Annotated in this window: 26 protein-coding genes; 14 read left to right on the forward strand and 12 right to left on the reverse strand. The window is 69.2% G+C overall.

The window, feature by feature from the left end:
• The first annotated feature begins 304 nt into the window (after nt 1-304).
• Nucleotides 305-976, forward strand: coding sequence for a heme exporter protein CcmB (ccmB, locus tag FHT36_RS00005; protein WP_210257517.1), 672 nt, complete (start codon nt 305-307; stop codon nt 974-976).
• 63 nt (nt 977-1,039) lie between these two features.
• Here ccmB and FHT36_RS00010 read toward each other — a convergent pair whose 3' ends face one another.
• The gene (locus FHT36_RS00010) at nt 1,040-1,396 is read right to left on the reverse strand and encodes a winged helix-turn-helix domain-containing protein (RefSeq protein WP_169119957.1); all 357 of its coding nucleotides are present in this window, start codon (nt 1,394-1,396) and stop codon (nt 1,040-1,042) included.
• 131 nt (nt 1,397-1,527) lie between these two features.
• On the opposite strand from FHT36_RS00010, the gene FHT36_RS00015 reads away from it, so the two are divergent.
• Complete coding sequence (locus FHT36_RS00015; RefSeq protein WP_169119959.1) at nt 1,528-2,448, forward strand: LysR family transcriptional regulator; 921 nt, start codon at nt 1,528-1,530, stop codon at nt 2,446-2,448.
• Nucleotides 2,449-2,682: 234 nt separating this feature from the next.
• Nucleotides 2,683-3,888, forward strand: coding sequence for an NAD-dependent formate dehydrogenase (locus FHT36_RS00020; protein WP_169119961.1), 1,206 nt, complete (start codon nt 2,683-2,685; stop codon nt 3,886-3,888).
• Between the two features lie 320 nt (nt 3,889-4,208).
• Here FHT36_RS00020 and FHT36_RS00025 read toward each other — a convergent pair whose 3' ends face one another.
• Nucleotides 4,209-4,622 (reverse strand): hypothetical protein, encoded by a 414-nt coding sequence (locus FHT36_RS00025; protein ID WP_246701961.1) that lies wholly within the window; start codon nt 4,620-4,622, stop codon nt 4,209-4,211.
• Between the two features lie 510 nt (nt 4,623-5,132).
• Here FHT36_RS00025 and murI point away from each other — a divergent pair.
• Nucleotides 5,133-6,029, forward strand: coding sequence for a glutamate racemase (gene murI, locus FHT36_RS00030; protein ID WP_169119963.1), 897 nt, complete (start codon nt 5,133-5,135; stop codon nt 6,027-6,029).
• A 16-nt stretch (nt 6,030-6,045) separates the two neighbouring features.
• Entirely contained in the window at nt 6,046-7,314 is a 1,269-nt protein-coding gene (locus tag FHT36_RS00035) for a lytic murein transglycosylase (protein WP_169119966.1), read from the forward strand.
• Between the two features lie 173 nt (nt 7,315-7,487).
• Here FHT36_RS00035 and rpmG read toward each other — a convergent pair whose 3' ends face one another.
• From rpmG to rnr, 5 genes are all read right to left on the reverse strand, one after another.
• On the reverse strand, nt 7,488-7,655 hold the full coding sequence (gene rpmG, locus FHT36_RS00040; RefSeq protein ID WP_012115832.1) for a 50S ribosomal protein L33: 168 nt from the start codon (nt 7,653-7,655) through the stop codon (nt 7,488-7,490).
• Nucleotides 7,656-7,820: 165 nt separating this feature from the next.
• Nucleotides 7,821-8,996 carry an MFS transporter gene (locus FHT36_RS00045; RefSeq protein WP_169119968.1) on the reverse strand — a complete coding sequence of 392 codons (1,176 nt, stop codon included), beginning with the start codon at nt 8,994-8,996 and terminating at the stop codon, nt 7,821-7,823.
• An 11-nt stretch (nt 8,997-9,007) separates the two neighbouring features.
• Nucleotides 9,008-9,742 (reverse strand): NUDIX hydrolase, encoded by a 735-nt coding sequence (locus FHT36_RS00050; RefSeq protein WP_169119970.1) that lies wholly within the window; start codon nt 9,740-9,742, stop codon nt 9,008-9,010.
• Between the two features lie 5 nt (nt 9,743-9,747).
• Nucleotides 9,748-10,293: a DUF983 domain-containing protein gene (locus FHT36_RS00055; RefSeq protein ID WP_348644354.1), complete on the reverse strand. Its 546-nt coding sequence runs from the start codon at nt 10,291-10,293 to the stop codon at nt 9,748-9,750.
• A 64-nt stretch (nt 10,294-10,357) separates the two neighbouring features.
• Nucleotides 10,358-12,676: a ribonuclease R gene (rnr, locus tag FHT36_RS00060; RefSeq protein WP_169121429.1), complete on the reverse strand. Its 2,319-nt coding sequence runs from the start codon at nt 12,674-12,676 to the stop codon at nt 10,358-10,360.
• Between the two features lie 532 nt (nt 12,677-13,208).
• Between rnr and FHT36_RS00065 the strand changes: the two genes are divergently transcribed.
• Together FHT36_RS00065 and purB are read left to right on the forward strand one after the other, a co-directional pair.
• A complete protein-coding gene (locus tag FHT36_RS00065; protein ID WP_169119972.1) occupies nt 13,209-14,177 on the forward strand; it encodes a hypothetical protein in 969 nt (322 codons plus the stop codon).
• A gap of 74 nt (nt 14,178-14,251) precedes the next feature.
• A complete protein-coding gene (purB, locus tag FHT36_RS00070; RefSeq protein WP_169119974.1) occupies nt 14,252-15,559 on the forward strand; it encodes an adenylosuccinate lyase in 1,308 nt (435 codons plus the stop codon).
• Between the two features lie 433 nt (nt 15,560-15,992).
• On the opposite strand, the gene FHT36_RS00075 is transcribed toward purB, so the two are convergent.
• Both FHT36_RS00075 and hemB read right to left on the reverse strand, forming a co-directional pair.
• On the reverse strand, nt 15,993-17,267 hold the full coding sequence (locus tag FHT36_RS00075; RefSeq protein ID WP_169119977.1) for a threonine ammonia-lyase: 1,275 nt from the start codon (nt 17,265-17,267) through the stop codon (nt 15,993-15,995).
• 22 nt (nt 17,268-17,289) lie between these two features.
• Nucleotides 17,290-18,336, reverse strand: a complete 1,047-nt coding sequence (gene hemB, locus FHT36_RS00080; protein WP_169119979.1) for a porphobilinogen synthase — start codon at nt 18,334-18,336, stop codon at nt 17,290-17,292.
• Between the two features lie 242 nt (nt 18,337-18,578).
• On the opposite strand from hemB, the gene FHT36_RS00085 reads away from it, so the two are divergent.
• The 3 genes from FHT36_RS00085 to FHT36_RS00095 all read left to right on the forward strand — a co-directional run bounded on the left by FHT36_RS00085 (nt 18,579) and on the right by FHT36_RS00095 (nt 20,815).
• A complete protein-coding gene (locus FHT36_RS00085) occupies nt 18,579-19,649 on the forward strand; it encodes an enoyl-CoA hydratase/isomerase family protein (protein ID WP_169119981.1) in 1,071 nt (356 codons plus the stop codon).
• The gene (locus tag FHT36_RS00090) at nt 19,646-20,077 is read left to right on the forward strand and encodes a DUF6163 family protein (protein ID WP_169119983.1); all 432 of its coding nucleotides are present in this window, start codon (nt 19,646-19,648) and stop codon (nt 20,075-20,077) included. The genes FHT36_RS00085 and FHT36_RS00090 overlap by 4 nt, the downstream gene beginning before the upstream one ends.
• 72 nt (nt 20,078-20,149) lie before the next feature.
• On the forward strand, nt 20,150-20,815 hold the full coding sequence (locus FHT36_RS00095) for an O-methyltransferase (protein ID WP_169119985.1): 666 nt from the start codon (nt 20,150-20,152) through the stop codon (nt 20,813-20,815).
• A 331-nt stretch (nt 20,816-21,146) separates the two neighbouring features.
• Here FHT36_RS00095 and FHT36_RS00100 read toward each other — a convergent pair whose 3' ends face one another.
• The 3 genes from FHT36_RS00100 to FHT36_RS00110 all read right to left on the reverse strand — a co-directional run bounded on the left by FHT36_RS00100 (nt 21,147) and on the right by FHT36_RS00110 (nt 22,646).
• Nucleotides 21,147-21,434, reverse strand: a complete 288-nt coding sequence (locus FHT36_RS00100) for a helix-turn-helix transcriptional regulator (protein ID WP_169119987.1) — start codon at nt 21,432-21,434, stop codon at nt 21,147-21,149.
• Nucleotides 21,435-21,521: 87 nt separating this feature from the next.
• Nucleotides 21,522-22,229 carry an SDR family NAD(P)-dependent oxidoreductase gene (locus FHT36_RS00105; protein ID WP_169119989.1) on the reverse strand — a complete coding sequence of 236 codons (708 nt, stop codon included), beginning with the start codon at nt 22,227-22,229 and terminating at the stop codon, nt 21,522-21,524.
• A gap of 84 nt (nt 22,230-22,313) precedes the next feature.
• Nucleotides 22,314-22,646 (reverse strand): Rieske 2Fe-2S domain-containing protein, encoded by a 333-nt coding sequence (locus FHT36_RS00110; protein ID WP_169119999.1) that lies wholly within the window; start codon nt 22,644-22,646, stop codon nt 22,314-22,316.
• A gap of 219 nt (nt 22,647-22,865) precedes the next feature.
• Between FHT36_RS00110 and FHT36_RS00115 the strand changes: the two genes are divergently transcribed.
• The 4 genes from FHT36_RS00115 (at nt 22,866) to FHT36_RS00130 (ending at nt 25,783) form a co-directional block, all read left to right on the forward strand.
• Nucleotides 22,866-23,684, forward strand: coding sequence for an indole-3-glycerol-phosphate synthase (locus FHT36_RS00115; RefSeq protein WP_169120001.1), 819 nt, complete (start codon nt 22,866-22,868; stop codon nt 23,682-23,684).
• Nucleotides 23,685-23,826: 142 nt separating this feature from the next.
• Nucleotides 23,827-24,084 carry a zinc ribbon domain-containing protein gene (locus FHT36_RS24250; protein ID WP_309298272.1) on the forward strand — a complete coding sequence of 86 codons (258 nt, stop codon included), beginning with the start codon at nt 23,827-23,829 and terminating at the stop codon, nt 24,082-24,084.
• A 152-nt stretch (nt 24,085-24,236) separates the two neighbouring features.
• The gene (locus FHT36_RS00125; protein WP_169120003.1) at nt 24,237-25,292 is read left to right on the forward strand and encodes a hypothetical protein; all 1,056 of its coding nucleotides are present in this window, start codon (nt 24,237-24,239) and stop codon (nt 25,290-25,292) included.
• 143 nt (nt 25,293-25,435) lie between these two features.
• Complete coding sequence (locus tag FHT36_RS00130; protein WP_169120005.1) at nt 25,436-25,783, forward strand: STAS domain-containing protein; 348 nt, start codon at nt 25,436-25,438, stop codon at nt 25,781-25,783.
• Nucleotides 25,784-26,245 lie beyond the last annotated feature (462 nt).

The raw sequence follows: 26,245 nt of genomic DNA on the forward strand, positions 1-26,245 counted from the left end.
CGCAGTCATCATCGTTTGCGCCCCCTCTCCCCGCGCGGGAGAGGGCCGGGGTGAGGGGGTGTTTGACGTTAGACGGAAATGCGGGGCGGAGACGCGGAGGGGCCCCCCCCCCCCCCCCCCCCCCCCCCCCGGGGGGGGGGGGGGGGGGGGGGGGGCGCCCACTTTCCAAGTCCGCCGGCCCTGGCATTCGCGGAGACGTACCCCTCACCCCAGCCCTCTCCCGCAAGGGGAGAGGGAGCACGGCCGGCGCGGCGGGATTGCGTCGGCCTCCCGATTTCAGCCATTCCCCGGCCGGAGGCCGCCCATGATCGCCGCCTTCCTTGCCATCGTGCGCCGGGATCTGGCGCTGTCGCTGGGCTCCGGCGGGGGCGCGGGGCTGGGCGTGGTGTTCTTCCTCAGCGTGGTGACGGTGGTGCCGTTCGCGGTGGGGCCGGACCTCGTGCTGCTGGCGCGCATTGGCCCGGCCATCCTGTGGATCGGCGCGCTGCTGGCGAGCCTCATCGGGTTGGAACGCCTGTTCGCCTCCGATGCGGAGGATGGCTCGCTCGATGCCCTCACCCTCTCCTCGCTGCCACTGGAACTGACCGCCGCCGCCAAGGGCCTCGCCCACTGGCTCGCCACCGGCCTGCCGCTGGTGCTCGCCGCGCCGGTTCTGGCACTGATGCTCAATCTCGAGCCCGCCGCCATCGGCGCGGTGGTGCTGACGCTGCTGGTGGGCACACCGGCCGTGACCTTCCTCGGCCTCATCGGCGCGGCCTTCGCCGGGGCGTTCCGGCGGGGTGGACTGCTGATCGCGGTGCTGGTGATTCCCCTCACCATCCCCGTGCTGATCTTCGCCGTGTCGGCGACGCAGGCGGCGGTGGTGGGGCCGGTGCCGTTCGGCACGCCCTTCCGCGTGCTGGCGGGGCTCGCTCTGTTCGCGCTGGTGCTGGGGCCGGTGGCGGCTGCGGCGGCGCTGCGGGCGGCGCGGGCCTAGAGCCGGCCACGCGGAGTTCGCGCGCCTTACGCTCAGGCGCCGCGCGGGCTTGAGGGGAAGGGATTATTCGGCGGCGGTGGGGGTGGCGGCGAGTTCCGCCTCCAGCTCCGCCACGGCCGCGCGCGTCGCCGCATCGGCGGCCTTCTCGATGGCGCGATAATTGGCGACGACCGCCTGCCCCAGCGCCGTGAGCGCCGTGCCGCCGCCGTGCTTGCCGCCGGAGCGGGCGGAGACGAGCGGGGCAGGGAAGAGCGCGTTCAGCTCTTCCACCAGTTCCCATGCCCGGCGATAGGACATGTCCATCTCCCGCCCCGCCGCGGAGATGGAGCCGAGCGCCTCGATCTTCTCCAGAAGCTCGATCTTGCCGGGGCCGAGCCGGCCTCCGGGAGCAAGATCGATTCTCACGCTCAGCGACGCCATAGAACCTCGTCCGGAGCCCGCGCACCGACGGCGCCTCTCCAATACGGGCAGCTTATCAAACCACGGGGCGCCTTGTCGCTATTCCCATCGATATATAAGATGGGCGTGCAGGTACCAGGAAGGGCACACACATGTTCATGCGCCAGCTCGAATATCTCGTGGCGGTGGCCCGCGAGGGGCATTTCGGGCGGGCGGCGGAGGCCTGCCGGGTGTCGCAGCCGGGCCTCTCGGCCGGCATCCGCAAGCTGGAGGAGGAGCTGGGCCTGCCCCTCGTCATCCGCTCCCACCGTTTCCTGGGGCTGACTTTGGAGGGCGAGCGGGTGCTCGCCTGGGCGCAGCGCATGGTGGCCGACTATAACGGCATGCGGCAGGACCTCTCGGATGCGTCGAGCGGACTGTCCGGCACCCTGCGCATCGGCGCGATTCCGGCCGCCATCCCCGCCTTGCCGGCATTGGTGAACGGCTTTTGCGCCCGCTATCCCAATGTGCGGGTTCAACTGCTCTCGCTCGCCTCCACCGCCATCCAGCGCGGACTCGACACGCTCGATATCGACGCGGGCGTCACCTATTTCGAGAACGAGCCGCTGTCGCGGGTGCGCTCCATCGCGCTCTATGACGAGACCTATGTCTTCGTCACCGCCGCCGGCGCCTTCTCCGGCCGCAACGCCATCGGCTGGTCGGAGGCGGCGGCGCATCCTCTGTGCCTGCTCACCAGCGACATGCAGAACCGGCGCATCGTCGACCGCATCCTCGCTGAGGCGGGGGTGACCTCCAATCCGCGCATCGAGGCGAACACCTTTCTCGGCGTGTGGTCGCTGGTGCGCTCGGGGGCATGGTCCGGCATCGTGCCCCACACCTATCTCGAAACCTTCGAGGCGCCGGACCATCTCGTCGCGATCCCGCTGGTGGACCCGGTGCACAGCCAGAGCGTCGGCGTCGTGACCTCGGACCGCGACCCGCAATCTCCGTTGGCGGGCGCCTTCATGCGCCATGCGGCGCGCCGGCTGGGCGAGAGCGTCACCCGTCCGCCGGCCCTCACCGCCTGCGCCTGAGGGCGCTTATCGCAGAAGGCTATCAATCGTTGCCGCCAAACGATTGGACCGGCCGCCGCCCCCGTCCTTAACTCGCAAAAGCCGGACGCGACCTGCGCCGGCCCCAAGATGGAAGCGCGGCGCGGTGGCCTCAGGCCGCCCCGCGGATCGTCCCAAATGCGTCCCGTCCCGACTGGCGCCGGTCTCCATCCGGCGATCGCGGGCGCGCGCCTCCATCGCCTTAAGGAGGAAACCATGGCCAAGGTTCTCTGCGTTCTCTACGACGATCCCATCGGCGGCCTGCCGAAGACCTATGCCCGCGACGACCTGCCGAAGATCGACCATTATCCCGGCGGCCAGACCCTGCCGACGCCGAAGGCCATCGACTTCATCCCCGGCACCATGCTCGGCAGCGTCTCCGGCGAACTGGGGTTGCGCAGATATCTCGAAGCCAATGGTCACACGCTGGTTGTGACCTCCGACAAGGACGGCCCGGATTCGGTGTTCGAGAAGGAGCTGGTGGATGCCGACATCGTCATCTCCCAGCCGTTCTGGCCGGCCTACCTGACGCCCGAGCGCTTCGCCAAGGCGAAGAACCTCAAGCTCGCGCTCACCGCCGGCATCGGCTCGGACCATGTGGACCTGCAATCGGCCATCGACCGGGGCGTCACCGTCGCGGAGGTCACCTACTGCAACTCGATCAGCGTCGCCGAGCATGTGGTGATGATGATCCTCGGCCTGGTGCGCAACTATCTGCCGGCCCATGATTGGGCGCGGAAGGGCGGCTGGAACATCGCCGATTGCGTGCAGCACTCCTACGATCTGGAAGCCATGAGCGTCGGCACCGTGGCCGCCGGCCGCATCGGCCTTGCCGTGCTGCGCCGCCTCGCGCCGTTCGACGTGAAGCTGCACTACACCGACCGCCACCGCCTGCCCGAGGCCATCGAGAAGGAGCTGAACCTCACCTTCCACGCCACCCGCGAGGAGATGTACCCCCATTGCGATGTGGTGACGCTGAACTGCCCGCTGCATCCCGAGACCGAGCACATGGTGAACGAGGAGACGCTGAAGCTGTTCAAGCGCGGCGCCTACATCGTCAACACCGCGCGCGGCAAGCTGTGTGACCGCGACGCCATCGCCCGGGCGCTGGATAGCGGCAGGCTTGCGGGCTATGCCGGTGACGTGTGGTTCCCGCAGCCGGCGCCGGCCGATCACCCCTGGCGCACCATGGCGTGGAACGGCATGACCCCGCACATGTCCGGCACCTCGCTCACCGCCCAGGCCCGCTATGCGGCCGGCACGCGCGAAATCCTCGAATGCTTCTTCGAGGGGCGCCCCATCCGCGACGAATATCTCATCGTCCAGGACGGCACCCTCGCCGGCGTCGGCGCCCATTCCTATTCCAAGGGCAATGCCACCGGCGGCTCGGAGGAGGCGGCGAAGTTCAAGAAGGCGGGTTGATCCACCGGTGCGGCGGCGGCTCTCCGGGGGCGCCGCCATGCCTTCCCGCTTGTCTTCCCGTTTCTCCGGTGCCTCTCCCATGACATTTCCGTTTTCCGGGTCAGGAGCCCCCGGTCAGGGGGCGCCGCTGGCCCGGCCGCTGACGCAAAAAATTGCCACCGGGGGCCTTTCGGCTCCCGGTGCCTCCGGTTCGAGATGCCACACGAGAGATCAGGACGCTTTCCGGGGAAGTGGGTGCCGGTCCGCGTGAAATCGCGTTGTCTTGAGGAAAATCGAACGGGTCAGTTGGGGTTGGTCGCTCGGCAAAAAAGGGATGAATCTCAGTTGAAGACAGGTGCCGCCTCGCTCTTGCGGCCGATGCTGGCATGGGCCGCGGCCAGCGTCTGGAGCTGTCGGCCGCCCAGCGCGAAGGACACCTCGAACCCGTCCGGCGTGGCGAGGGTGAGGATCAGGGTGGAGGGCTCGGAGGCCTGCTCCACCCGCACCATGTGCGCGGGATAGACGAGGCGCAGGCTCTCGTCCTTGTACTGGGCGCGCAGCACCTCGGCCATCATCTTGGGCAGCGTCATCACCAGAGCGCGCAGGCAGTCCGACGGCAGGTTCAGCGAGGCGCTGGATCCGTCCGGCTGGCTGAAGCTCATGCGGAAGCGGCTGCCGTCCACCGCGACGTCGAACGACAGGAGATCCTGCCCGATGATGTCGTCCCGCTGCGGCGCCTCGTCCTGCATGGCCATGATCCAAACCCGCTCTGGCAATGAAGCTATATTCATTCAGATATAGCGTATGTCAAGCGTCAACGGCGCTGACGTTTCGAGGGGAGGGAAGTGTCCTGGCTCCCGAACCGGCAGGCTCCCTCTCCCCATTGCGGGAGAGGGCTGGGGTGAGGGGTATGGCGCCGCGAGTGCATTGGAGTGGAGAGGCCGCCCCCCCTCACCCCCAGCCCCTCTCCCGCGAGGGGAGAGGGGAGGCCAAAAGGCACCGCTAGCCCTTGGCGTGCACTGGGGGACCACGCTCGGCCAGGTCGGCTGATCGATGTTTTTGAACGTCCCGGCGCCGAACCGGCCCAACTCCCTCTCCCCTTGCGGGAGAGGGTTGGGGTGAGGGGTGATGGCACCGCGAGGGCAGAGGTTGGGCATGGGGGGCGAAGGCGGCCCGCGAAGTCGAATCCCCCTCCGTCCGCGCTTGCTCACCCTTCCTTTACGGTGCTGCCGTCACAATCTCGCCCGCGCCATTGAGGATAAGCCATGGCATACGCTGCCATCGAGAGTTCCGCCGTGACCTCCCTCGCTGCCCCGCTGACCGCGACCGCGTCCCATCCCGACGTGGCGCCGACCATTCTTGTGTTCGATTCGGGGGTGGGCGGATTGTCCGTCTTCCGCGAGGTGGCCAAGGCCCGGCCGGATGCGCGCCTCGTCTATGCGGCGGATGATGCGGCCTTTCCCTATGGCGCGCTCACCGACGACGTGATGCTGGAGCGCGTCGGCCATGTGGTGGACCGGTTGATCGCGGATGTTTCGCCCGATCTCGTGGTCATCGCCTGCAACACCATTTCCACGTTGGCGCTGCCGAGCCTGCGCGCGCGCCATCAACTGCCCTTCATCGGCACCGTGCCGGCCATCAAGCCGGCCTGCATGGCCTCCCGCACGAAACGGGTCAGCGTTCTCGCCACCCCCGGCACCGTCCGGCGGGACTATACGGCCGGCCTCGTGCGCGAGTTCGCGCAGGGCTGCGACGTGGCCCTCGTGCCCAGCGACCGCCTCGCGGGGCTCGCCGAGGCGGCCATATCAGGCGATCCGGTGGATGATGAAGACATCCTCGCCGAGATCGCGCCCTGCTTCGTCTCCGCCGGTGGCCGGCGCACCGACACGGTGGTTCTCGCCTGCACCCATTATCCCCTGCTGGTGGACCGATTCGAGCGCCTCGCGCCGTGGCCCGTCACCTGGATAGACCCCGCGCCCGCCATCGCCCGGCGGGTGACGCAGCTCATCGGCCCGGCCGTGGCGCCGCCCGATACGGCGCCGGTGCGCCTCATCTCCACGCTTCGGCCGTTCGAGCCGGAGCGTGTCACCGCCATCGTCGGCCGCACCGTGGCCGATCCCGAGGTGCTGGCCTCCGCCCGGCCCTTCACCTCCTCTAGCTGACCTGACCGGGAGAGACATGACCGACGACCGATCCCGCCTGCTCATCGGCCGCCGCGCCTTTACCCTCTCTCTTGCGGGGAGCGCATTTCTGGCCGGCACCGGCCTTCTCGCCCCGCCGGTCTTCGCCCAGCAGGCGGCGCAGCCGTTTCCCAAATGGGTCGAGACCTTCCGCGCCCGGGCCCGGGCCCGCGGCGTATCGGATGCCACCTACAACAAGGTGTTCAGCGGCCTGAAGCCGGACACCGCGGTCTATGCGCAGGACCGCAACCAGGAAGAGTTCACCGAGCAGTCCTGGCAATATCTCAACCGCCGCGTCTCCGACTGGCGCATCGCCACCGGCCGGCAGAAGGCCAAGCAATATTCCGCGCTGCTGGATCGCATCGAGCAGGCGTTCGGCGTCGATCGCCGGGTGATGCTCGGCTATTGGGGCATGGAAAGCGCCTATGGCGAGGTGCTCTCCAACCCCGCCCACATGAAGCCCATCTTCAATTCGCTGGCGGCGCTGGCGTGGGGTGACGCGCGGCGGCGCAAATACTGGGAGGCGGAGCTTCTCAACGCCCTCGTCATCGTCGAGCGCGGCTGGGGCACGCCGCAGGAGATGACCGGGTCGTGGGCCGGCGCCATGGGCCACACCCAGTGGATGCCCGAGGTCTGGCTCAACATGGGCGTGGACTTCGACGGCGACGGGCGCATCTCGCCCTTCGGCAAGCCGGACGACGCGCTGGCCGGCACCGCCAACTATCTGGTGAAGCGCGGCAAGTACCGGCGCGGCGAGCCGTGGGGCTTCGAGGCGAAGCTGCCGGGCAATTTCAATTCCGACCTCGCCGACCACAAGACGCGCCGCCCGCTCTCCCAGTGGGGCGAACTCGGCCTCACCACCATCGAGGGGCAGTCCCTGTCCGCCTATGACGAGCCGGCGCGACTCTGGCTGCCGGGTGGTCCCGGCGGGCCGGCGCTGCTGCTGCTCCACAATTTCTATGCGGTGCGCTCCTACAACCCCTCGTCCAACTATGCGCTGGCGGTGGTGCATCTGGGCGACCGGGTGATGGGGGAGGGGCCGTTCGTCGCCTCCTGGCCCGGCGGCGAGCGGGCGCTGACGCTGGCGGAGATCCAGGAGGTCCAGCAGCGCCTCACGGCGGCGGGCTTCAACACCGGCGGATCCGACGGGCGCGTCGGCGCCGACACCATGCGCGCGGTGCGCGCCTTCCAGCAGAAAGCGGGAATCACACCGGCGGACGGCTATGCCTCCATCGCCGTGCTCAACGCGCTGCGGCAGGGGCGGTAGGGGGAATCACCCGCCGCGCTTACGCACAAATGGGAAGGGCGCCCTGCGGCGCCCGCCTCCTGTGCGCAGAAGACCGGCGCAAAAGAAAAGGGCACCCGGAGGGTGCCCTGTCCAGTCACGATGAACCTGAGATTGTAGGCCGCGCGGCGCCGATGTCCAGCGCCGCAGCGGAATCACTTGATCTTGGTTTCGCGGAACTCGACGTGCTTGCGCACCACCGGATCGTACTTCTTGAGCACGATCTTGTCGGTCTTGGTGCGGGAATTCTTCTTGGTGACGTAGAACACGCCCGTGTCCGCCGAGGACAGGAGCTTGATCTTGATGGTTGCAGCCTTGGCCATGTCTTGATCCCTGGGTGCCGCGTGCGGCGTGCGACCGTCTGGTTTTTGCAAACCGTGAGGTGGCGAAAAGAAGAACGGACGCGCTGCCGGTCTCCGGCGGCTCGTGGGCGCGGAAACTCTCTCAATGCGCCCGTAATGTCAAGGGTGGGCCATCCTTGCGGTGGATCACGCCGCCCTCCGGCCCCGTGTCATCAGCCGTCCGGCGACGATGGCCGCATAGACGGCCAGCATGGTGGAGATGACGAAGGCGAAGCCATAGGGGTTGTAAAGGTCCATGCCCGCGCCGGCCAGAGGCGGGCCGGCGATGAGGCCCACGGAATAGAGCATCACGAACGCAGCATTGGCCGCCGCGAGGTCCGCGCCATGGAATCGCTCGCCGAGATGGGCGAGGCCCACGGTGTAGAGCGAGCCCACCACGCCGGTGGCGAGGAAGATCATGGCGAGGAACCACGGGCTCGACACCGGCACGAAGGGCAAAGTGAAGGCGCCCGCCGCGCCCGCCAGCGAGCAGCAGAACAGCAGCACCCGCCGGTCCACCTTGTCGCTGATGAGGCCGATGGGGATCTGGAAGGCGACGTTGCCCAGCACCGCCGCCGTCAGCAGCAGCGCCGCGCTGGTTTCGGAGAGGCCGAGGCGCAGGCCGTAAAGCGGCAGGAAGGTCATCACCGCCGTCTCGATGGCGCCGAACACCAGCGCCGCCAGCACAGCCGAGGGCGAGCGGCGCACGAAGGTGAGCACGCCGTGGTGGCTGTCGTCATGGATGCGGGGGGTGATTCCCCGCGCCAGCAGGATGGGGATGGCGCCCAGCAGCAGCACCACGGCGCCGGCGAGGTAGGGCGCCCAGCCGGAGGCGCCGAGCACGCTGAGGATGGTCGGCCCCAGCGCCGCGCCCAGCGACAGCGCGGTGGCATAGATGCCCATGATGAGCCCGCGCCGGTTCGGCGGGGCGAGGGCGTTGATCCAGAATTCCGAGACTGCGAACAGGATGCACAGCGCCGCGCCGAAGGCGAAGCGCAGCGGGAACCACATGAGGAAGGACGGCGCCGCCTTGAAGCCCACGAGGCTCGCGGCGGCGAGGATGATGGCCCCCACCAGCAGCGCGCGCAGCCCCATCTTGCGCACCAGCAGCGGCACGAAGGGCGCGGTGAAGATGGTGGCGATGCCGGCCACGGCGGTGTTGATGCCGATCCACTTGTTGGCGATGCCGCGCGATTCCAGCTCCAGCGCCAGCAGGGGGATGGACAGGCTGATGCCAACACCCACCACCGTGATGGCGGAGATCGCGGCCGCGATGGAGGCCGTCCGGCTCATGTGGCCGAGGGACCCGTGGGGAGCATGCATCGCGTTCGGCTTCAATCCAGGAGGGTGCGGACGAAGTGTCCGCGGACCATGGCGTAGGAGGGCACCGGCAGGCGCGGGCAGAACCCGGCATCGATGCGGGCGGCCAGTTCTTCCAGAACCACGCGGGTGATGGTGGGAAGCTCCTGCTTCTCCGTCTCCGCGAAGGTGAGCCAGGCAAGGTCGATGAGTTCCGAATCCTCGCCCACCAGCCCCTTCACCTCGTCGCACACGGCCGTGGCATCGGCGACGAAGAAGCGGGTGTCGAAGCGCCGGGGGCGGCGGGGCGGGGTGATGGCGCGGGCGACGAAGCTGAGGGCGCCGAGGTCCGGGAACACCCCGCGCTCCTCGAACACCCGCCAGTCGTCGCAGGGAGCTTCCGGCGCGCCGCACTCCTTGGTGCCCACCAGAAGGCCGGTCTCCTCATACATCTCGCGGATGGCGGCGGCGGCGAGGCCCCGGGCGCGGCCGAGGCTCGGGCGCTGCACGTTGGTGAGCAGCCGCCGCTCGCTGTCGGCATCTAGGAAGCCGTAGACCGGCATGGCCTTGTCGGCCTTTTCCAGCCGGCCGCCGGGAAACACGTAGACGCCCGGCAGGAATTTGAGCTTGGGATGCCGCCGCCCCATCAGCACGCGGGGCTTCTTGCCCTTGCGGTCGATGAGGATGAGGGTGGCGGCGTCGCTCGGGCGGACGTTCGGGGAATCCTGACGCCGCTCGGAAGCGGTCAGGCGGGTCGCGAAATCGTTCATGGTTCTCAGAGGGTCGGACGGACGGCGCGGATGACGGGACGGACGGCGCCTTCGGGCGGCGCCTCCCGTTCGTCGCTGCCGGAATCAAAGCCGTGCATGCGCAGTGCCCATTGCAGGTTCACCAGCATGCCCTTCAGCGGCGGCAGCAGCGCGAGGCAGAGCACCAAAGTCAGCGGCAGCCAGAGCGAGAGGTGCACCCACACCTCCGGCCGGTACAATTCCTCCACCAGCACCATGAGCGGGACCACGATGTGGCCCACCACGAAGATCACCGCATAGGGCGGCGCGTCGTCGGCGCGGTGGTGGTACAGCTCTTCGCCGCAGGTGGCGCAGAAGGGGGTGACCTTCAGGTAGCTGGAAAACATGCTGCCGGAGCCGCAGGCGGGGCACAGGCACCGCGCGCCGCGCATCAGCGCGCCGGACACCTCGCGGCGGGGCGGGGGAAGTTCTAAGGCGCCACCGACGGCAGGCGCGCCCGGAACATTGCCGGTCGGCGCCTCATCGGGGGCCGACAGCTTCTGGGTCACGGTCATGCCGGTCGGCGTGGTCACGGTCCTGAACCTCTCGGTCGCTCCTGAGGAGCGCGCTTCTCCAACGTTGTGCCGGCCGGACGCCTCAGCGCCTGCCGCCTCCGGGCTTGGCCTTCCCGGGGTTGGCCTTGCCGGAACCCGACTTGCCGGAACCGGACTTGCCCGGTTTTGCCCGGCCCGGCAAGGATTTGCCCGGCCTGCCGGCGAAACCGGACGGCGCGCCGCGGCGCTGCGGTCCACCCCCGCGTGGTCCCTTTACATAGGAGCCTTCGCTCAGAAGCTCAAACCGGAGCGCACCGGCCACCGGCGCGGCCTCCACCAGCTTGACCTCCACCCGGTCGCCGATGCGGTGCATTTCGCCGGTGCGGTCCCCCACCAGCGCCTGCCGCACTTCGTCGTACCGATAATAGTCCTGGCCCAAGGTTGAGGCGGGAATGAAGCCGTCCGCCCCGGTGATGTCGAGCGCGACGAAGAGTCCCGCCTTGGTCGCCCCGGTGATGCGGCCGTTAAAGGTGGCGCCGATTTGGTCGGCGAGGTGATGGGCGATGAGCCGGTCCACCGTCTCCCGCTCCGCCGCCATGGCGCGACGTTCCGTAACGGAAATGGCGGCCGCCACCTCGCCGAGGCTCTCGACGGTGGCATCGTCCGGCAGCCCGTCCTTGCCCACGCCCAGCGCCCGCACGAGGCCGCGATGGACGATGAGGTCCGCATAGCGCCGGATGGGCGAGGTGAAATGCGCGTAGCGGCGCAGGTTCAGGCCGAAATGGCCGTAATTCTCGGAAGCGTACTCCGCCTGGCTCTGGCTGCGCAGGATCACCTGGTTCACCAGCGGGGCGGCGTCGGTGTCCTTCACCTCTTCCAGGATGCGGTTGAAGTGGGAGGGGCGCACCTGGTCGGTCTTGGGCAGGCCGATGTCCAGCGTCTTCAGGAAGTCGCGCAGGGCCGAGAGCTTGGCCAGCGTCGGGCCGTCATGGACGCGGTAGATGAGGGGAGTCTTCTTCTCCTCCAGCGTCTCGGCGGCGGCGACGTTGGCGAGGATCATGAACTCCTCGATGAGCCGGTGGGCATCAAGGCGCTCCGGCACCACCACGCGGTCCACCGTGCCGTCGGGCTTGAGGATGATCTTGCGCTCGGGCAGATCGAGGTCGAGGGGCTGGCGGGCGTCGCGCGCCTTCTTCACGCAGGCATAGGCCGCATAGAGCGGCTTGAGCACGCCTTCCACCAGCGGATCGGTGATGTCGTCGGTGCGGCCCTCGATGGCGTTCTGCGCCTGCGCATAAGCGAGCTTGCCGGCCGAGCGCATGAGGATGCGGTGGAAGCTGTGGCTGCGCTTCCTCCCATCCGCGCCGATGACGAGCCGCACGGCCAGTGCTGGCCGGTCCTCGTCCGGGCGCAGGGAGCACAGATCGTTGGAGATGCGCTCCGGCAGCATGGGCACGACGCGATCGGGGAAATAGACCGAATTGCCGCGGATCAGCGCCTCGCGGTCCAGCGCCGTGCCGGGCCGCACATAGGCCGAGACGTCGGCGATGGCGACGGTGACGATGAAGCCGCCGTCCTCGTCCGCCGCCGCATGGACGGCGTCGTCATGGTCCTTGGCGTCCGGCGGATCGATGGTGACGAGGGGCAGATCGCGCCAGTCCTCGCGGCCGCGCACGGTGATCTGCTTCGCCGCCTCGGCCTCTTTCAGCACCACGTCCGGAAAGGCGTTGGGGATGCCGTGGGCGTGGATGGCGATGAGGCTCACCGCCTTCTCGGACTTGAGCGACCCCAGCTTCTCCTTCACCCGCGCGGTGGGCAGGCCGAACACGCGCTGGCGCATCAGCTCGACGGTGACGAGATCGCCGTCCTCGGCCTCATGCTCGGCGCCGGGGGGCACCTGAAGCTCGCGGCCGAGCTGCTTCTTGTCGATGGGGATGATGCGCCCGCCGCCGCCCTGCGGGGCGGCGCGGAAGATGCCCATGGTCTGCTTGCGGGCCTTCTCCAGCACCTTGATGACACGGCCCACATGGGGGACCGCATGCTCGATGGAGCCTTCCACGATGCGCAACAGCACCCGGTCCGACAGTCCCGGCGCCGGTCCCGACGCGCGGCGCGGCACCTGGACGAGAATGTGCGGTGCCTCGCCCTGGGCCTCGCTGTCCCACTCGACGGGCACGGCGACCAGTTCGCCGTTGCCATCGCGGGAGACGATGTCGGCCAGCACCACCGCCGGCAGCGCGCCCGGCACATGCAGGCGGCGCCGCTCGCGGCTCACCGTGCCTTCCTCGGATAGGTCGCGCAGGAGCTGCTTCAGTTCAACCTTCTGCGCCGCCGAGAGCCCGAAGGCGCGGGCGATCTCGCGCTTGCCCACCTCGCCGTTCTGGGTGGCGATGAAGGCCAGCACCTGCGCCTTGGTGGGCATCTCGCCGGTGGCCAGCGGCGCGACGGCGAGCGCCGCCGCCTCATGGGCCGCGGCGGCCTGCTTGCGCGCGGCACGGGATTTCGTCGCGCGTGCTGGCCTCTCCGCGTGGGATGGCTTGGCGGCGCGGCCGTCCTTGCTGGCGTGGGTGCGGGTGGGCGGCTTGGTCGGGCGCTTCGGCAAGGGGTGTTTCCGGTTTCCCGTGGACGCTACCCGGAACACGCCCCGGCCGCCAGTGGTGGGTTTCCCCTGGCCGTCGGGCGCAACCGGGGCACGCGCGGTGGTGGCCGTCATTCCTCCCCTCTCCCCTCGCGGGAGAAGGGCCGGGGGTGAGGGGGCTGGTTGCGCCATTCCCGGCGGCGGGGCGAGGGGGGCCACACCCCTCACCCCAGCCCTCTCCCGCAAGGGGAGAGGGAGCCCGCCGGTTCTGGCCCATCACCGTGGGTGACACGTCCGTGGCTTCCATTAGATACCGGCAGGGGCTAGAAGCGACCGAGGCCCATTCGATGCCCCTTTCCCACACAAGATCCCGCCCATGAGCCCCGGCTTCCTGCCCGCGCTCGCTTTGACGCGCCTCCTCGCCTGGCTTGGCCGGCGGAGCGCGCCGGCGGTGGCGGCGAGCGTGTTCATCGGGCTCGCCCTGCCGCCGTTCGCGGCGCTGGCGAAGCCGCTGGTGGTGCCCACCATCCTCGCGCTGCTGGTGCTCGCCTTCGTCCGAACCTCCATGGCCGGCGCCTTCACCGTGCGGCGCGCGGGCATCGCAGGGCTGGCCTGCGCCTGGGTCATGCTGGTGCTGCCGCTGGCGATGGGGCTCATCACGCGGCTTCTGGGCGAGCCCAATGCCATCGTGCTTGCCCTCATCATGCAGGCCTCGGCCCCGCCCATCATGTCCGCCCCCGCTTTTGCGGCGCTGCTCGGCCTCGATGCACGGCTGGTGCTGGTGACCATGCTCGGCGGCATGGCGCTGACGCCGCTCACCGCGCCCGGGCTGGTGTTCCACTTCTCCGGCGGCGCGCTGGCGCTCGATCCGCTGGCGCTGGCGCTCAGGCTCGCCGCGGTGGTGGGCGGCACCATGGGGGCGGGCCTCCTCATCCGCCGGCTGCTGGGTCTCAAGCGGGTGGAAGCCATTTCCGCCCATCTCGACGGGCTGAACGTGGTGCTGCTGGGCCTCCTCGCCGTCGGGCTGATGGACGGCGTCACCTATGCCTTCCTCGACCAGCCCGGCTTCATGGCGGGGCTGGTCGCCTTGGCCTTCTTCGTCTCGCTGCTGGGCTTCGGCGCGACCGCGCTCATCTTCCGCGCCGTCGATCCCGGGGACGCGATGATGCTCGGCTTCTGCGGCGGCCACCGCAACATGGCGGTGGTGATCGCCGCCACCGGCGCCGTCCTGCCGCACGAAACGTGGCTTTACGTAGCGGCAGCACAATTTCCCATCTACCTGCTGCCGGTGGTGATGCTGCCGCTGGCACGCCGCGTCAGCGCCGCTGGCCGCCGCAAGGCGTGACCCGCGCCGCTACCCCCGGCCGCCGTCATCTGCTAGACGAGCCGCCTGCCTGACATTTTGACGAGCATCGATCCATGATCCCGCGTTACAGCCGGCCGGAAATGGCCTCCATCTGGTCCCCCGAGGCCCGCTTCCGCATCTGGTTCGAGATCGAGGCCCATGCCGCCGACGCCATGGCCGAGCTTGGGATCGTGCCCAAGGAAGCCGCCGCCAAGATCTGGGAGCTGGGCGGCAAGGCCGAGTTCGACGTGGAGCGCATCGACGCCATCGAGCGCGAGGTGAAGCACGACGTCATCGCCTTCCTCACCCACCTCGCCGAGTTCGTGGGGCCGGAGGCGCGCTTCGTCCACCAGGGCATGACCTCGTCCGACGTGCTGGACACCTGCCTTGCGGTGCAACTCGCCCGCGCCGCCGACCTGCTCATCGCCGACGTGGACAAGCTCCTCGCCGTGCTCGAACGCCGGGCGTTCGAGTTCAAGCTCACCCCCACGGTGGGCCGCTCCCACGGCATCCATGCCGAGCCCACCACCTTCGGCGTGAAGCTCGCCATCGCCGCGGCCGAGTTCCAGCGCTCGCGCGCCCGCCTCGTGGCGGCGCGGGAGGAGATCGCCACCTGCGCCATCTCCGGCGCGGTGGGCACCTTCGCGCATATCGACCCGGCGGTTGAGGCCCATGTGGCGGAAAAGATGGGGCTGAAGGTGGAGACCGTCTCCACCCAGGTCATCCCGCGCGACCGGCACGCCATGTTCTTCGCCGTGCTCGGCGTGGTCGCCTCCTCCGTGGAGCGGCTCGCCACCGAAGTGCGGCATCTCCAGCGCACCGAGGTGCTGGAGGCGGAGGAGTATTTCTCCCCCGAGCAGAAGGGCTCCTCGGCCATGCCCCACAAGCGCAATCCGGTGCTCACCGAGAACCTCACCGGCCTTGCCCGGATGGTGCGCGCCTATGTGACCCCGGCGCTGGAGAATGTGGCTCTGTGGCACGAGCGGGACATCTCCCACTCCTCCGTCGAGCGCATGATCGGCCCCGATTCCACGGTGACGCTGGACTTCGCCCTCGCGCGTCTCACCGGCGTGATGGACAAGCTCGTCGTCCACACCGATAACATGCAGAAGAACATGGACAAGCTGGGTGGCCTCATCCACTCCCAGCGCGTCCTCCTCGCCCTCACCCAGAAGGGCGCCAGCCGCGAGGACAGCTATCGCCTCGTGCAGCGCAACGCCATGCGCGTCTGGCGCGGCGAGGGCGACTTCCGCACCTTCCTCCTCAACGATGCGGACGTGCGCAAGTATCTGTCCGAGGATGACATCAACGAGAAGTTCGACCTCGGCTATCACTTCAAGAACGTGGACAACATCTTCAAGCGGGTGTTCGGCCGGGCTTGAGGGGCTGCGCAAAGAGGGCGTGCAGGACACGCCCTCGCGCCCCGGACAAGCGACGGCGACAGCCGGAGCGCGGATCCGGGGTCCAGCGCAAGACACCCGCGCAGCGGGCTAAATCCGAGGGTCGTCGGGTTTGGAAGCGCCTTCGGCGAACCGTTGCGCTGGGACCCGGCTCGCATTCCGCTGTCGCTCCATGCGTCCGGGGCGCGAGGGCGGTTCGGCGGCGCGCGACGGCGCGAGCAGGCGGTGCGATCAAAAAGCTGCCGTCATGGCCGGGCTTGTCCCGGCCATCCACGTGGATCGGCCGGGGACACTTTGCGGCGCAGTGTTGCGCCGGCCTGACGTGGATGCCCGGGACAAGCCCGGGCATGACGTGATGACTGGATAGAACGCGCCATTGCCCGGCAAGGTGATGGAAAGAGGCCCGACGCCCGCCCTACCAGTCCGCGCCGCCCGCCCCCAGGCGCTGCACCGGCAGCCCTTCGCCTTCCAGCGCGGTCTGGATCAGCTCGGCGTGGGCCTGATCCCGCGTCTCCACCGTCAGGTCGAGGCGGGTGCCCTTGGCGGGGACGTCGAGGAAGGTGCGGCGGTGGTGGACTTCCAGAATGTTGGCGCCGAGCTTGCCGAGCAGGGTGGCGATGCGGCCCAGCATGCCCGGCCGGTCGAGGATGGTCAGGCGGAAGGAGACGATGCGCTCTTCCCGCTCCAGCTCGCGCAGCAGGATGCCGGCGATCATGCGCGGGTCGATGTTGCCGCCGGAGACGACGAGGCCCACCGTCTTGCCGCGGAAGCGCTCGGGCTCGGCGATGAGGGCGGCAAGGCCCGCGGCGCCGGCGCCTTCGGCCAGCGTCTTCTGGTGCATGAGGAAGGCGTTCACCGCCCGCTCCAGCGCCGTCTCGTCCACCAGCACCACGTGGGGCACGAGGCGCCGCACGATCTGTGCGGTGATCTCGCCCACATTGCGCACGGCGATGCCCTCGGCCAGCGTCGGGCCACCGCAGGGGCGGGCCTCGCCGGTCATGGCGGTCCACATGGCGGGATAGAGCTGGGTCTCGACGCCCACCACCTGCGTGGCAGGCGAGCGGCCGGCGAAGGCCACCGCCATGCCGGCGACGAGCCCGCCGCCGCCGATGGGCACCAGCACGGCGTCGAAGGCCGGCCCGTCTTCGATCATCTCCAGCGCCACCGAGCCCTGGCCGGCGATCACGTCCACATCGTCATAGGGGTGGACGAAGACACGGCCCTGCGCCTTGGAGATGCGCTCGGCCTCCTCATAGGCGTCGGCCACCGTCTCGCCGAACAGCACCACCTCGGCGCCGAAGGCCTCGGTGGCGGCCACCTTCACCTGCGGTGTCGTCTCCGGCATCACGATGAGGGTGGAGATGCCAAGCCGCGTGCCGTGATAGGCCACCGCCTGCGCATGGTTGCCGGCCGACATGGCCACGGCGCCGCGCCGTGCCTCGTCCGGCGTGAGGCGCGAGAGCTTCACCAGCGCGCCGCGCTCCTTGAAGGAGGCGGTGGCCTGAAGGTTCTCGTACTTCACATAGACCTCGGCGCCGGTGAAGGCGGAGAGGCGGGGCGCGCGCAGGGTCGGCGTGCGCAGCACGGAGGCGCGGACCAGCGGCCAGGCGCCCTCCACGTCGGCGAGGGTGACGGGCAAGTCCCCTTGCAGGTCTTTTTCGACTTCCAGCGCCGTCGCGGGCACGGTCATGGGTCTTCTCCCGCGAGGGGCCTCAGCCCCGTTCGGCCAGGGCCTGCGCCACGCGCGGCGCGAAATAGGTGAGGATGCCGTCGGCACCGGCGCGCTTGAAGGCGAGCAGGCTCTCCGGGACGATGCGGTCGCCGTCGACCCAGCCGTTGCGGATGGCGCCCTCGATCATCGCGTACTCGCCGGACACCTGATAGGCGAAGGTCGGCAGGCCAAAGGCCTCCTTCAGCCGCCACACGATGTCGAGATAGGGCAAGCCGGGCTTCACCATCAGCATGTCCGCGCCTTCCTCCACGTCGAGGGCGGCCTCGCGGATGGCCTCCAGGCCATTGCCGGGGTCCATCTGGTAGGTGCGCTTGTCGCCCGAGAGGGTCTTGGCGGTGCCGATGGCGTCGCGGAACGGGCCGTAGAAGGCGGAGGCGTACTTCGCCGCATAGGACATGATCTGCACGTCCTCGAAGCCGTTGGCGTCGAGCCCGGCGCGGATGGCGCCGACGCGGCCGTCCATCATGTCCGAGGGGGCGATCACGTCCGCCCCGGCCTCGGCCTGCACCAGCGCCTGACGGACGAGGAGTTCCACCGTCTCGTCATTGAGGATGCGGCCATCCTCCAGCAGGCCGTCATGGCCGTGGCTGGTGAAGGGGTCCAGCGCCACGTCGGTGATGAGGCCGAGGTTGGGGATCTCGGCCTTGATGGCGCGCAGCGTCTGGCAGACGAGGTTGTTGTCGTTCAGCGCCTCGCTGCCGGTGGGGTCGCGGCGTGAGGGGTCGATATAGGGGAAGATGGCGAGGGCCGGGATCTTCAGCTTCGCCGCCATTTCGGCCGCGCGCACCGCTTCGTCCACCGTCAGGCGCTCGACGCCGGGCATGGAGGGGATGGGGGTGCGGGTGGCCTGCCCGTTCATGACGAAGATCGGCCAGATCAGGTCGTCGACGGTGAGCGTCGCCTCGCGCACCAGCCGGCGCGCCCAGTCCGTCTTCCGGTTCCGCCGGGGGCGGTGGACGAGGCCGAGCCGGCTGGCGGTGGCCTCGGCTTCGGAAACGGCATGCAGGCGGGGCTTGGAGAGGGGCATGATGCGCTCGTTCTTCGTTCGCCCGCGAAGGGGCGCCAAGCCGACCTTATAGACCCGCCGACCTCCGCCCGCGAGGGGACGCGGCGGAGCGTCACGGCAAGTTCACCCGTGCGTGCACGTTCAGCGTGTGCGCAGCCGCACGGCCGCGGTGCGCCGGCTCGCGTTGACGCTCCCTCCGGCCGCGTCTAACCCTGCCGGCAACGACCGTCGCTCAGCGGCGGGGGCGGAACGGGGAGGGATGAATGACCACGGAGCCTGAAGTCCTGCTTGAGGTGAAGGGCGAAGCCGGGGTCATCACCCTCAACCGTCCGAAGGCGCTCAATGCGCTCAACCTCTCCATGGTGCGCGAGATACTGCCGCGTCTGCGGCAATGGGCGCAGGACCCGGCCGTAACCCGCGTGGTCATCAAGGCGGCGGGCGAGAAGGCCTTCTGCGCCGGCGGCGACGTGCGCTCCCTCTACGATCTCGGCCGCGCCGGCAACACCGCCGAATCGCTGCAGTTCTGGCGCGAGGAATATGTCCTCAACGACTATATCGGCAGCTTCCCCAAGCCCTATGTGGCGCTGGTCGACGGCATCTGCATGGGCGGCGGCTTCGGCCTCTCGGCCCATGGCGCGCACCGTGTGGCGGGCGACAAGTATCTGTTCGCCATGCCGGAGGTGAATATCGGCCTGTTCCCCGACGTGGGCGGCACCCATGTGCTGCCGCGCCTGCCGGGTGCTTTCGGGGTGTTCCTGGCGCTGACCGGCACGCGCATCCGCGCCGCCGAGGCCTTCGCCTGCGGCCTTGCGACCGACGTGGTGCCGAGCGCCGCCTTCCCGGCGCTGGAAGAGGCGCTGTGCGCGGGCGGCGATGTGGAGCGCATCATCGCCGACCATCGCATCGAGCCCGGCCCCGGCGCCTTCGCCGATCGCGCGGACTTCATCGCCGACGCCTTCGGGCGGGGCCATCTCGCCGGCATTCTCGGCGCGCTGCAGGCGGCGGCGGAGGGTGAGGGACCCCATGCGGCGTTCGCCACCACGCTCCTCACCGACATCGCCGGCAAGTCGCCCACCAGCCTCTCCATCACCATGGAGCAGATGCGGCGCGGGCCGGACCTGGAGCTGGGAGACTGCCTGAAGCTGGAATTCCGGGTGGTGAACCGCGTCGCGGCGGGGCATGATTTCTACGAAGGGGTGCGCGCGGTCCTCGTCGATCGCGACAACGCCCCCCAATGGCAGCCGGCGACCCTGGCGGAGGTGGACCCGGCCGTCATCGCGGCGCATTTCGATCCCATACCCGACGAACTGGAACTTCTGGCCCCCGGCACATGAGTCATTACGATCCCATCGACGCCAGCGCCCGAGCCCAATGGGAAAATCTCTCGCCCTGGCGGCGGCGGCTGTTCCTGTTCCTGCGCGGCGTCGCGGCCTTTCTGCTGCTGGAAGGCATCATCCACTGGGCGGTCATCCTCGGCATCGGCGACGGACCGGCGAGCCGCTTCGAGGCCATGCCCATGGCCGCGCAGGCGGCGGTGATCTGGGCGGCGATCATCGATCCCATCGCCGGTGTCGGGCTCTGGCTGCGCGCCGGCTGGGCGATCGTGCTGTGGCTCCTGGCGACGTTGACGCAGGTGGTGCTGGGCGTGTGGGCACCTGCCGGCATGACGCGGCTGATGCTGTTCACGCTGGTGGAGCTGGCGCTGGTGGTGGCCTATGCCGTGCTCTCCATCCGCGCTGCGCGGGAGAGCGACCAGGATTGAACCCGGACAGCCGACGCAAATCCTTCATGCAAGCGGTATTCATTGCGCCGGCAATGATCGTGGGAGAGGGACATGCATTCGCCACTCTGGGAGGAGATGGACGCCTTCATCGTTGAGCAGTTGCTGCCGGCCGATCCAGTGCTCGACGACGTGCAGGCGGCCTGTGAGCAAGCGGGCCTGCCCGCCATCAGCGTCTCGGCGGCGCAGGGGCAGATGCTCCACATCTTCGCCCGCATGATGGGTGCGCGGCGCATCCTCGAAATCGGCACGCTGGGCGGCTACAGCACCATCTTTCTCGCCCGGGCTCTGCCTGAGGACGGCACGGTGGTGACGCTGGAGGCGGACGCCCACCACGCCGCCGTCGCCCGCGCCAATTTCACGCGCGCCGGCCTTGCCGAGCGCATCGACCTGCGCGTCGCTCCCGCCATCGAGACGCTGCCGCTGCTGGCGGCGGAAGGGGCGGGGCCGTTCGACCTCATCTTCATCGACGCCGACAAGCCGAGCAATCCGGCCTATCTCGACTGGGCGCTGCGCCTGTCGCGGCCGGGCACGCTCATCGTGTGCGACAACGTGGTGCGCGCCGGCCGGGTGCTCGATGCCGAAAGCGAGGACGCCTCTGTCATCGGCATCCGCCGCACCTACGAAATCGCCGGCGCCGAACCGCGCCTCACCGCCACAGCGGTGCAGACCGTCGGCACCAAAGGTTATGACGGCTTCGCACTGCTGCTGGTGAAGTGAGGGGGAGGCGGGAGCGCGAGGGCTTGGGAATCGGGCAGGAATGACGAGCGAAAGCGCGTCTTTATCCGCCTTCAAGCCGTCATGCCCGGGCTTGTCCCGGGCATCCACGTCGTGCCGATGGCGCGATGCTCACAGGAAGCTTGCCCGGCCTCACCACGTGGATGGCCGGGACAAGCCCGGCCATGACGATGGGGATCGTGGCGAGGTCGTTAGCGTCCGCGATCAGCCGATCAGGACCAACTTCCGAGATAGGCGAGCGTCGCGATGACGAGGATGATCGCCACGATGATCCAGTGGCGGGCGGCGAAATTGTGCAGGATCATGGGGCTCGTCAGTCGTCGTTGGAGGCGTTGAGGTCTTCGGCGCGGATGCCCTCGTCCTTGGGAACGATCTGCACGCCCATGCCGCCGCCGTTCAGGAAATTGATGCCCTCGGCCTCAAGCGTGGCGCACAGCCGGGTGCGCGTGGAGGCGAGGGCTTCCAGCGTGACGGCATCCTGCTCAACCACCTTCACGGTGTCGGCGGTCACGCCGGTGCGCTCGGCGAGATCCTTGCGCGACCAGCCGAGCAGGGCGCGGCCAGCCTTGATCTGGCGGCCGTTGACCATGGAATGCGGCACGAAATCCTCCCGTCGTTGGGACCGGAAGATGGCATGCCGCCCCGCCCGCCACAATGCACGGGCGGCGGCAGGCTTAACGCTGGGGCTTCAGAACTTCTCCACCCACGGGCGCAGGTCCAGCTCGCAGGTCCAGGCCGAGCGGTGCTGGCGGTGGACGGACAGGTAGGTCTCGGCGATGGCGTCGGGATCGAGCCACTTGTCCGCCGGCCCGGGCTCCCCCGCCGTCGCCCAGGACGAGGCGATGCCGCCGTCGAGGATGAAGTGCGCCACATGGATGCCGCGCGGGCCGAGTTCGCGCGCGAGGCCCTGCGCCAGCGCGCGAAGCGCGAACTTCGCCATGGCGAAGGGCACCGAATGGGGCATGGCCTTCACGCTGGCGGTGGCGCCGGTGAAGAAGAGCGAGCCCTGTCCCCGCGCCAGCATGCGCCGCGTCGCGGCCTGGGCAGTGAGGAAGCCGGCGAAGGCGCCGACGGAATAGGCCTCCATCACGTCGGCCGGGTCCAGCACCTCCACCGGGCCGCGGTAGCGCATGGAGGCGTTGAACACCACGAGGTCGGGCGGGCCGAAGGCTTTGTCCACCTCGGCGAAGACGCTCTCGATGGCGGGCGCGTTCTGCGCGTCGGCGGCGTAGGCGCGCGCCCCGGTCTCGGCGACGAGGGGAGCGAGCTTGTCCACGTCGCGCGCCACGAGGGCGACGCGGAAGCCCTCGCGGGCGAGGCGGCGGGCGAGGGAGGCGGACAGCCCCTTGCCTGCGCCGACGATGATGGCGGTCTGGGCGGCGGTCTCATCTGTCACGGGTCGAACTCCGGCTTTGGCCGCGCCCCGGCCATGCACCCGGCGCGGCGCCTCCACTGATTGTCTGGGCGGGCTGCGGCGCTCTCAGGGCGCGGCGAACAGGGGCTCTATGCCTTCCGTGTCGATATAGACGACGCCATCTTCTACCTTCACCGGATATTCCGCGAGCGCGCTTTCCTGCGGCTCGAGGGGGGCGCCGGAATTCAGGTCCCAGGTCCAGCGGTGGATGGGGCAGACGAGGACGGTGCCGTCGAACTCCGCCTCGTTAAGCGGCGCGTTCGAATGGGGGCAGACGCCCTGGAAGGCGCGGATCTCCCCATTGTCGGGCCAGGCGAGGACGATGAGGTGATTGTCGGCGATCACCAGCCGCATGCCACCTTCGGCAACGGTTTCCGCTTTGCAGACGCGCGTGAACATCTTCAAAAACTCGATCAGGCAAAGAATGGGCGGATCATCGCGCGTTGCGCTGCGAGAGGAAAGGGCCAACCGCGCCGCCGCCTCTGCCGCGGTGCGAAAGCGGCATGGTCAAAGCGCGCGAAATCTGTGAAGCTGAAGCGACTTTTTCAAATCGGGGCGTTTGGCCCCGTTCGTTAGCGCGCCTCGTTTCTCTGCCTCCTTTGCCGTGGACGTTCTTTCATGATCCTGCCCGAAAGCAGCCGGCTGAAGCCGTTTCTCCTCCAGCGCCGCGACCAGCTCGCCAAGGCCAAGGCCCGCCGCTCGCTGGGCCAGATCCAGGGCAAGGTGGGCGAGATGCCCATGACCCGGGGCTTCCAGGGCGCGCTCGCCGCCGCCTTCCGGGCCACCGGCAAGCCCGGCATCATCTGCGAGCTGAAGGGCGGCTCGCCGTTCGAGCCGGCATTGAAGACCATGGTGCCCTACAAGGCGCTGGCCGAGGATTTCGAGGCGGTGGGCGCGGTGGCCCTTGCGGTGGCGGTGGAGCGGCAATCCTTCCGCGGCTCCTATTCGGACCTCGCCACCGTGCGCGGTGCGGTGGACCTGACCATCCTCGCCCAGGACATCATCTACGACGTCTACCAGATCCTGGAGGCGCGGCTCGCCGGCGCGGATGCGGTGGTGCTCTCGGCGGCGCTGCTGGGGCCGGACCTTCCCGCCTATCGCGAGCGCGCCGCCTCCATTGCCCTCGACGTGATGGTTCAGGTGCATACCCCCGCCGATGTGGAAGCGGCGCTGGCGGCGGGGGCGGACTTCATCTGCGTCACCAACCGCAACATCCACACCTTCGAGCTCGTGCCTGGCACCTGCGAGGCGCTGATCCCGCTCATCCCGCCGGAGAAGGCCTTCGTGGTGGCGGAAGGCGGCCTCGGCACGGCGGAAGACCGGGAGCGGCTCGCCACGGCCGGGGCCAAGGCGCTGCTCATGGGCACCTCCCTGATGCTGGATGAAGACCCAGCCGGGGTGCTGGAGAAGGTGCTCGGCATCGAGACCGTGGGCTGACGGACTCCCCCCCGCCATCTGGCCCGCTTCCTGCTTGGGCAAAGCCGGCGCGCGCTCCGGGCGACGGCGGCAGCGCGGCGCCGCAGCACGTCGGCAGCGGCTTGCGCCTGGTCTTTCAAGGACTTGCGCCGGACGCGCGGACGTGCCCCCGGAACAGGACAGGAGGCTCGGCGTGCCGCTCTACAATTTCCATTGTCCCGATTGCGACAAGGAGTTCGAACTCCTCATCTCGTCGTCCGACACGCCCGTCTGCCCGTCGTGCGGCAGCACCCGCGCGGAGCAGATGGTGTCGCGCATCGCGCCCGACCAGAAGCTGAAGGCCGTGGCCAAGGCCTGGCGCGCGCAGGCGACGAAGGAAGGCCACACCAGCAATTTCGCCGGCGGCGACCGCAAGCGCTGAGGCGACGCGGGCAGGGCGGCAGGCGGCGTGCCCCCGGCGATGCGGCCGGGGCACGCTAAATGCTTGGGGTTCCCTGTCTGGATTGTTGGCCGAAACCCGCCGGGACCGAGAGCGGCCGGAAGGCGATCCATGCTCTCGCCCCGGAGCCTCCCATGACAGCACAGCTGACAGTTCAGCCGTTCCCGCTCTCCCTTGAGTCCGACGCGGACTACGTTTCCCCCGCCCACGTCCGGACCCCGTTCCGCTCCTTCCTCGTCAGCCATGACAGCGGCCTCTATTGGCTGCGGATGCCGGCCGGCGCCGGCAAGACCCGGTTCGTGCGCGGCATCATCGCCCGGCGGACCGCCAGGGACGGCAGCCCCGAGGGCATCGACAGCGCCATATCCAGCGGCGCCCGCGCCATCGCCGTGGGCCTCATGGCGGACGCGAGCCCGGCGGCGCTGGTCGAGGCGCTGAAGGCAGCGTTCGAGGCCGAATTCGCATGTCCCGCGCCGGACGCGTCGGGGGCATTCGCCAGTCCGGACGCCTTCGCCGGCTGGCTCGCCGCGCTCGCCGGGGCGGCAGCGGGGCAGGGGACCAAGCGCCTGCTGGTCTGCATCGACGGGCTGGAAGGGGCGGATGCTGAGGTCCTCGCGCTCCTGCCCGGCCCTGGAGCGATCCCGCCCGGCATTGTCCTGCTCCTCACCTCCCGCCCGGCTGGGGACTGGCCGGCCGAGCGCTTCGCCACGGCGGCGGCGAAGTTCGCCCCCGGTCCCGCAGTGGGCGGCCAGGAGATCGGCCTTTCCGATCCGGACTACGTGGATGCGCTGCGCAAGCTGTTCGTGGAGCGCCTGCGGCCGCTGCTGCGGAGCCGGTCCAACGCGCTGCTGCTCTCCTTGATGGAAACCCGCGCCACATACGAGCGCGGCGGCCGTGATGCCCGCCTCACCGCCGACCCCGTGCTGCGCGACGCGCTCAAGGATGACTGGAAGAAGCTGACCAACAAATTCCCGCGCTATTCCGGCCAGCAGCTCCCCGTCGCGCCGCTCGGGCCGGTGCTCGACATCTTCGACCGGCTCTGGACCGACATGCTGGCGAAGAGCGAGGGCTGCGCCGACCGCTTCTTCCCCATGGTCCACCATCTCGCAGGCGGCGGTCTCGCGGTGGAGGAGGTGGCGGACCTTCCGGTGGGCGAGGCGCTGGACGCACGCATTGCCGCCCTCGGCTGACCGCCCGCCCCGCGCCGCCGGGGCAGGCGGGCTGCCGCGGCGCGCTGTCACAAAACTGTAAAGGCAGGGTGGGAAGAGGAGCCGGATAGCCCGCAACCGCACCGGTTGCGGGCGCACGGCTCAGCGAACCACGGCGGACCGCCATGAAGCTCGATTCCACTCCGCTCGAACCCGGGCAGATCGTCATTTCCCTCGCCGGCCGCATGGACATTGCCGGCGCGGCGGAAATCGAGACCACCTTCAGCGCCCTGGCGAGCCATGCCCATGTGGCGCTGGTGGACATGGCGGGCGTGACCTTCCTCGCCTCTATCGGCATCCGGCTCATCCTCGCCAACGCCAAGTCCCTCTACAAGCGCGACGGCAAGCTGGTGCTGTTCAACTGCGACCCGCAGGTGGAGCGCGTGCTGCTCACCACCGGCGTCGGCGAGCTGACCGAAATCGTCGCCACCCGCGCCGATGCCGACCGCTTCCTGGTGCCTGCCGCCAGCTGAAAGCCGCCGCAGCTGCCGGCTTCACCTTGGGTAATACTTCGCCGCCCGGCTGGGACATCCTCAGCCGGGCGGCGTTGTTTTTTCCGGTGCCATCCGGCGTGTGCAGTGCAAGGTGCTGCACTGCAAGGTGAATGTCGGCGCCGCGCTGCGCCGGGCCCCGACGGCCCCATGTCGCTGCGTCAGTATAGATTGCCGTCGAGGTGGAAGACGTCCCCCTGGTTGAGCCCTGATGGTTGCTCGCTCGCCGGTCTGCCGCATGAATTTGGAGAAGGTCGAAACAACCTTGCGCAAGGTCCAAATCTATCGGACATAGAGATAAATCCGGCCGTCACAGCCGCATTTTCTGCCGCGCGGCGCCAATTCCGGCTCTCAGCGCGGCATTTTCGATCTGGAACGATGTTCCAGGGAGGGTGTCGTCATTTCTCGCCCGTCCGGCCGTCACGTCCACATTCCGCTCCTGGC

Source organism: Xanthobacter sp. SG618 (assembly GCF_012932745.1).
GTDB lineage: Bacteria > Pseudomonadota > Alphaproteobacteria > Rhizobiales > Xanthobacteraceae > Xanthobacter > Xanthobacter flavus.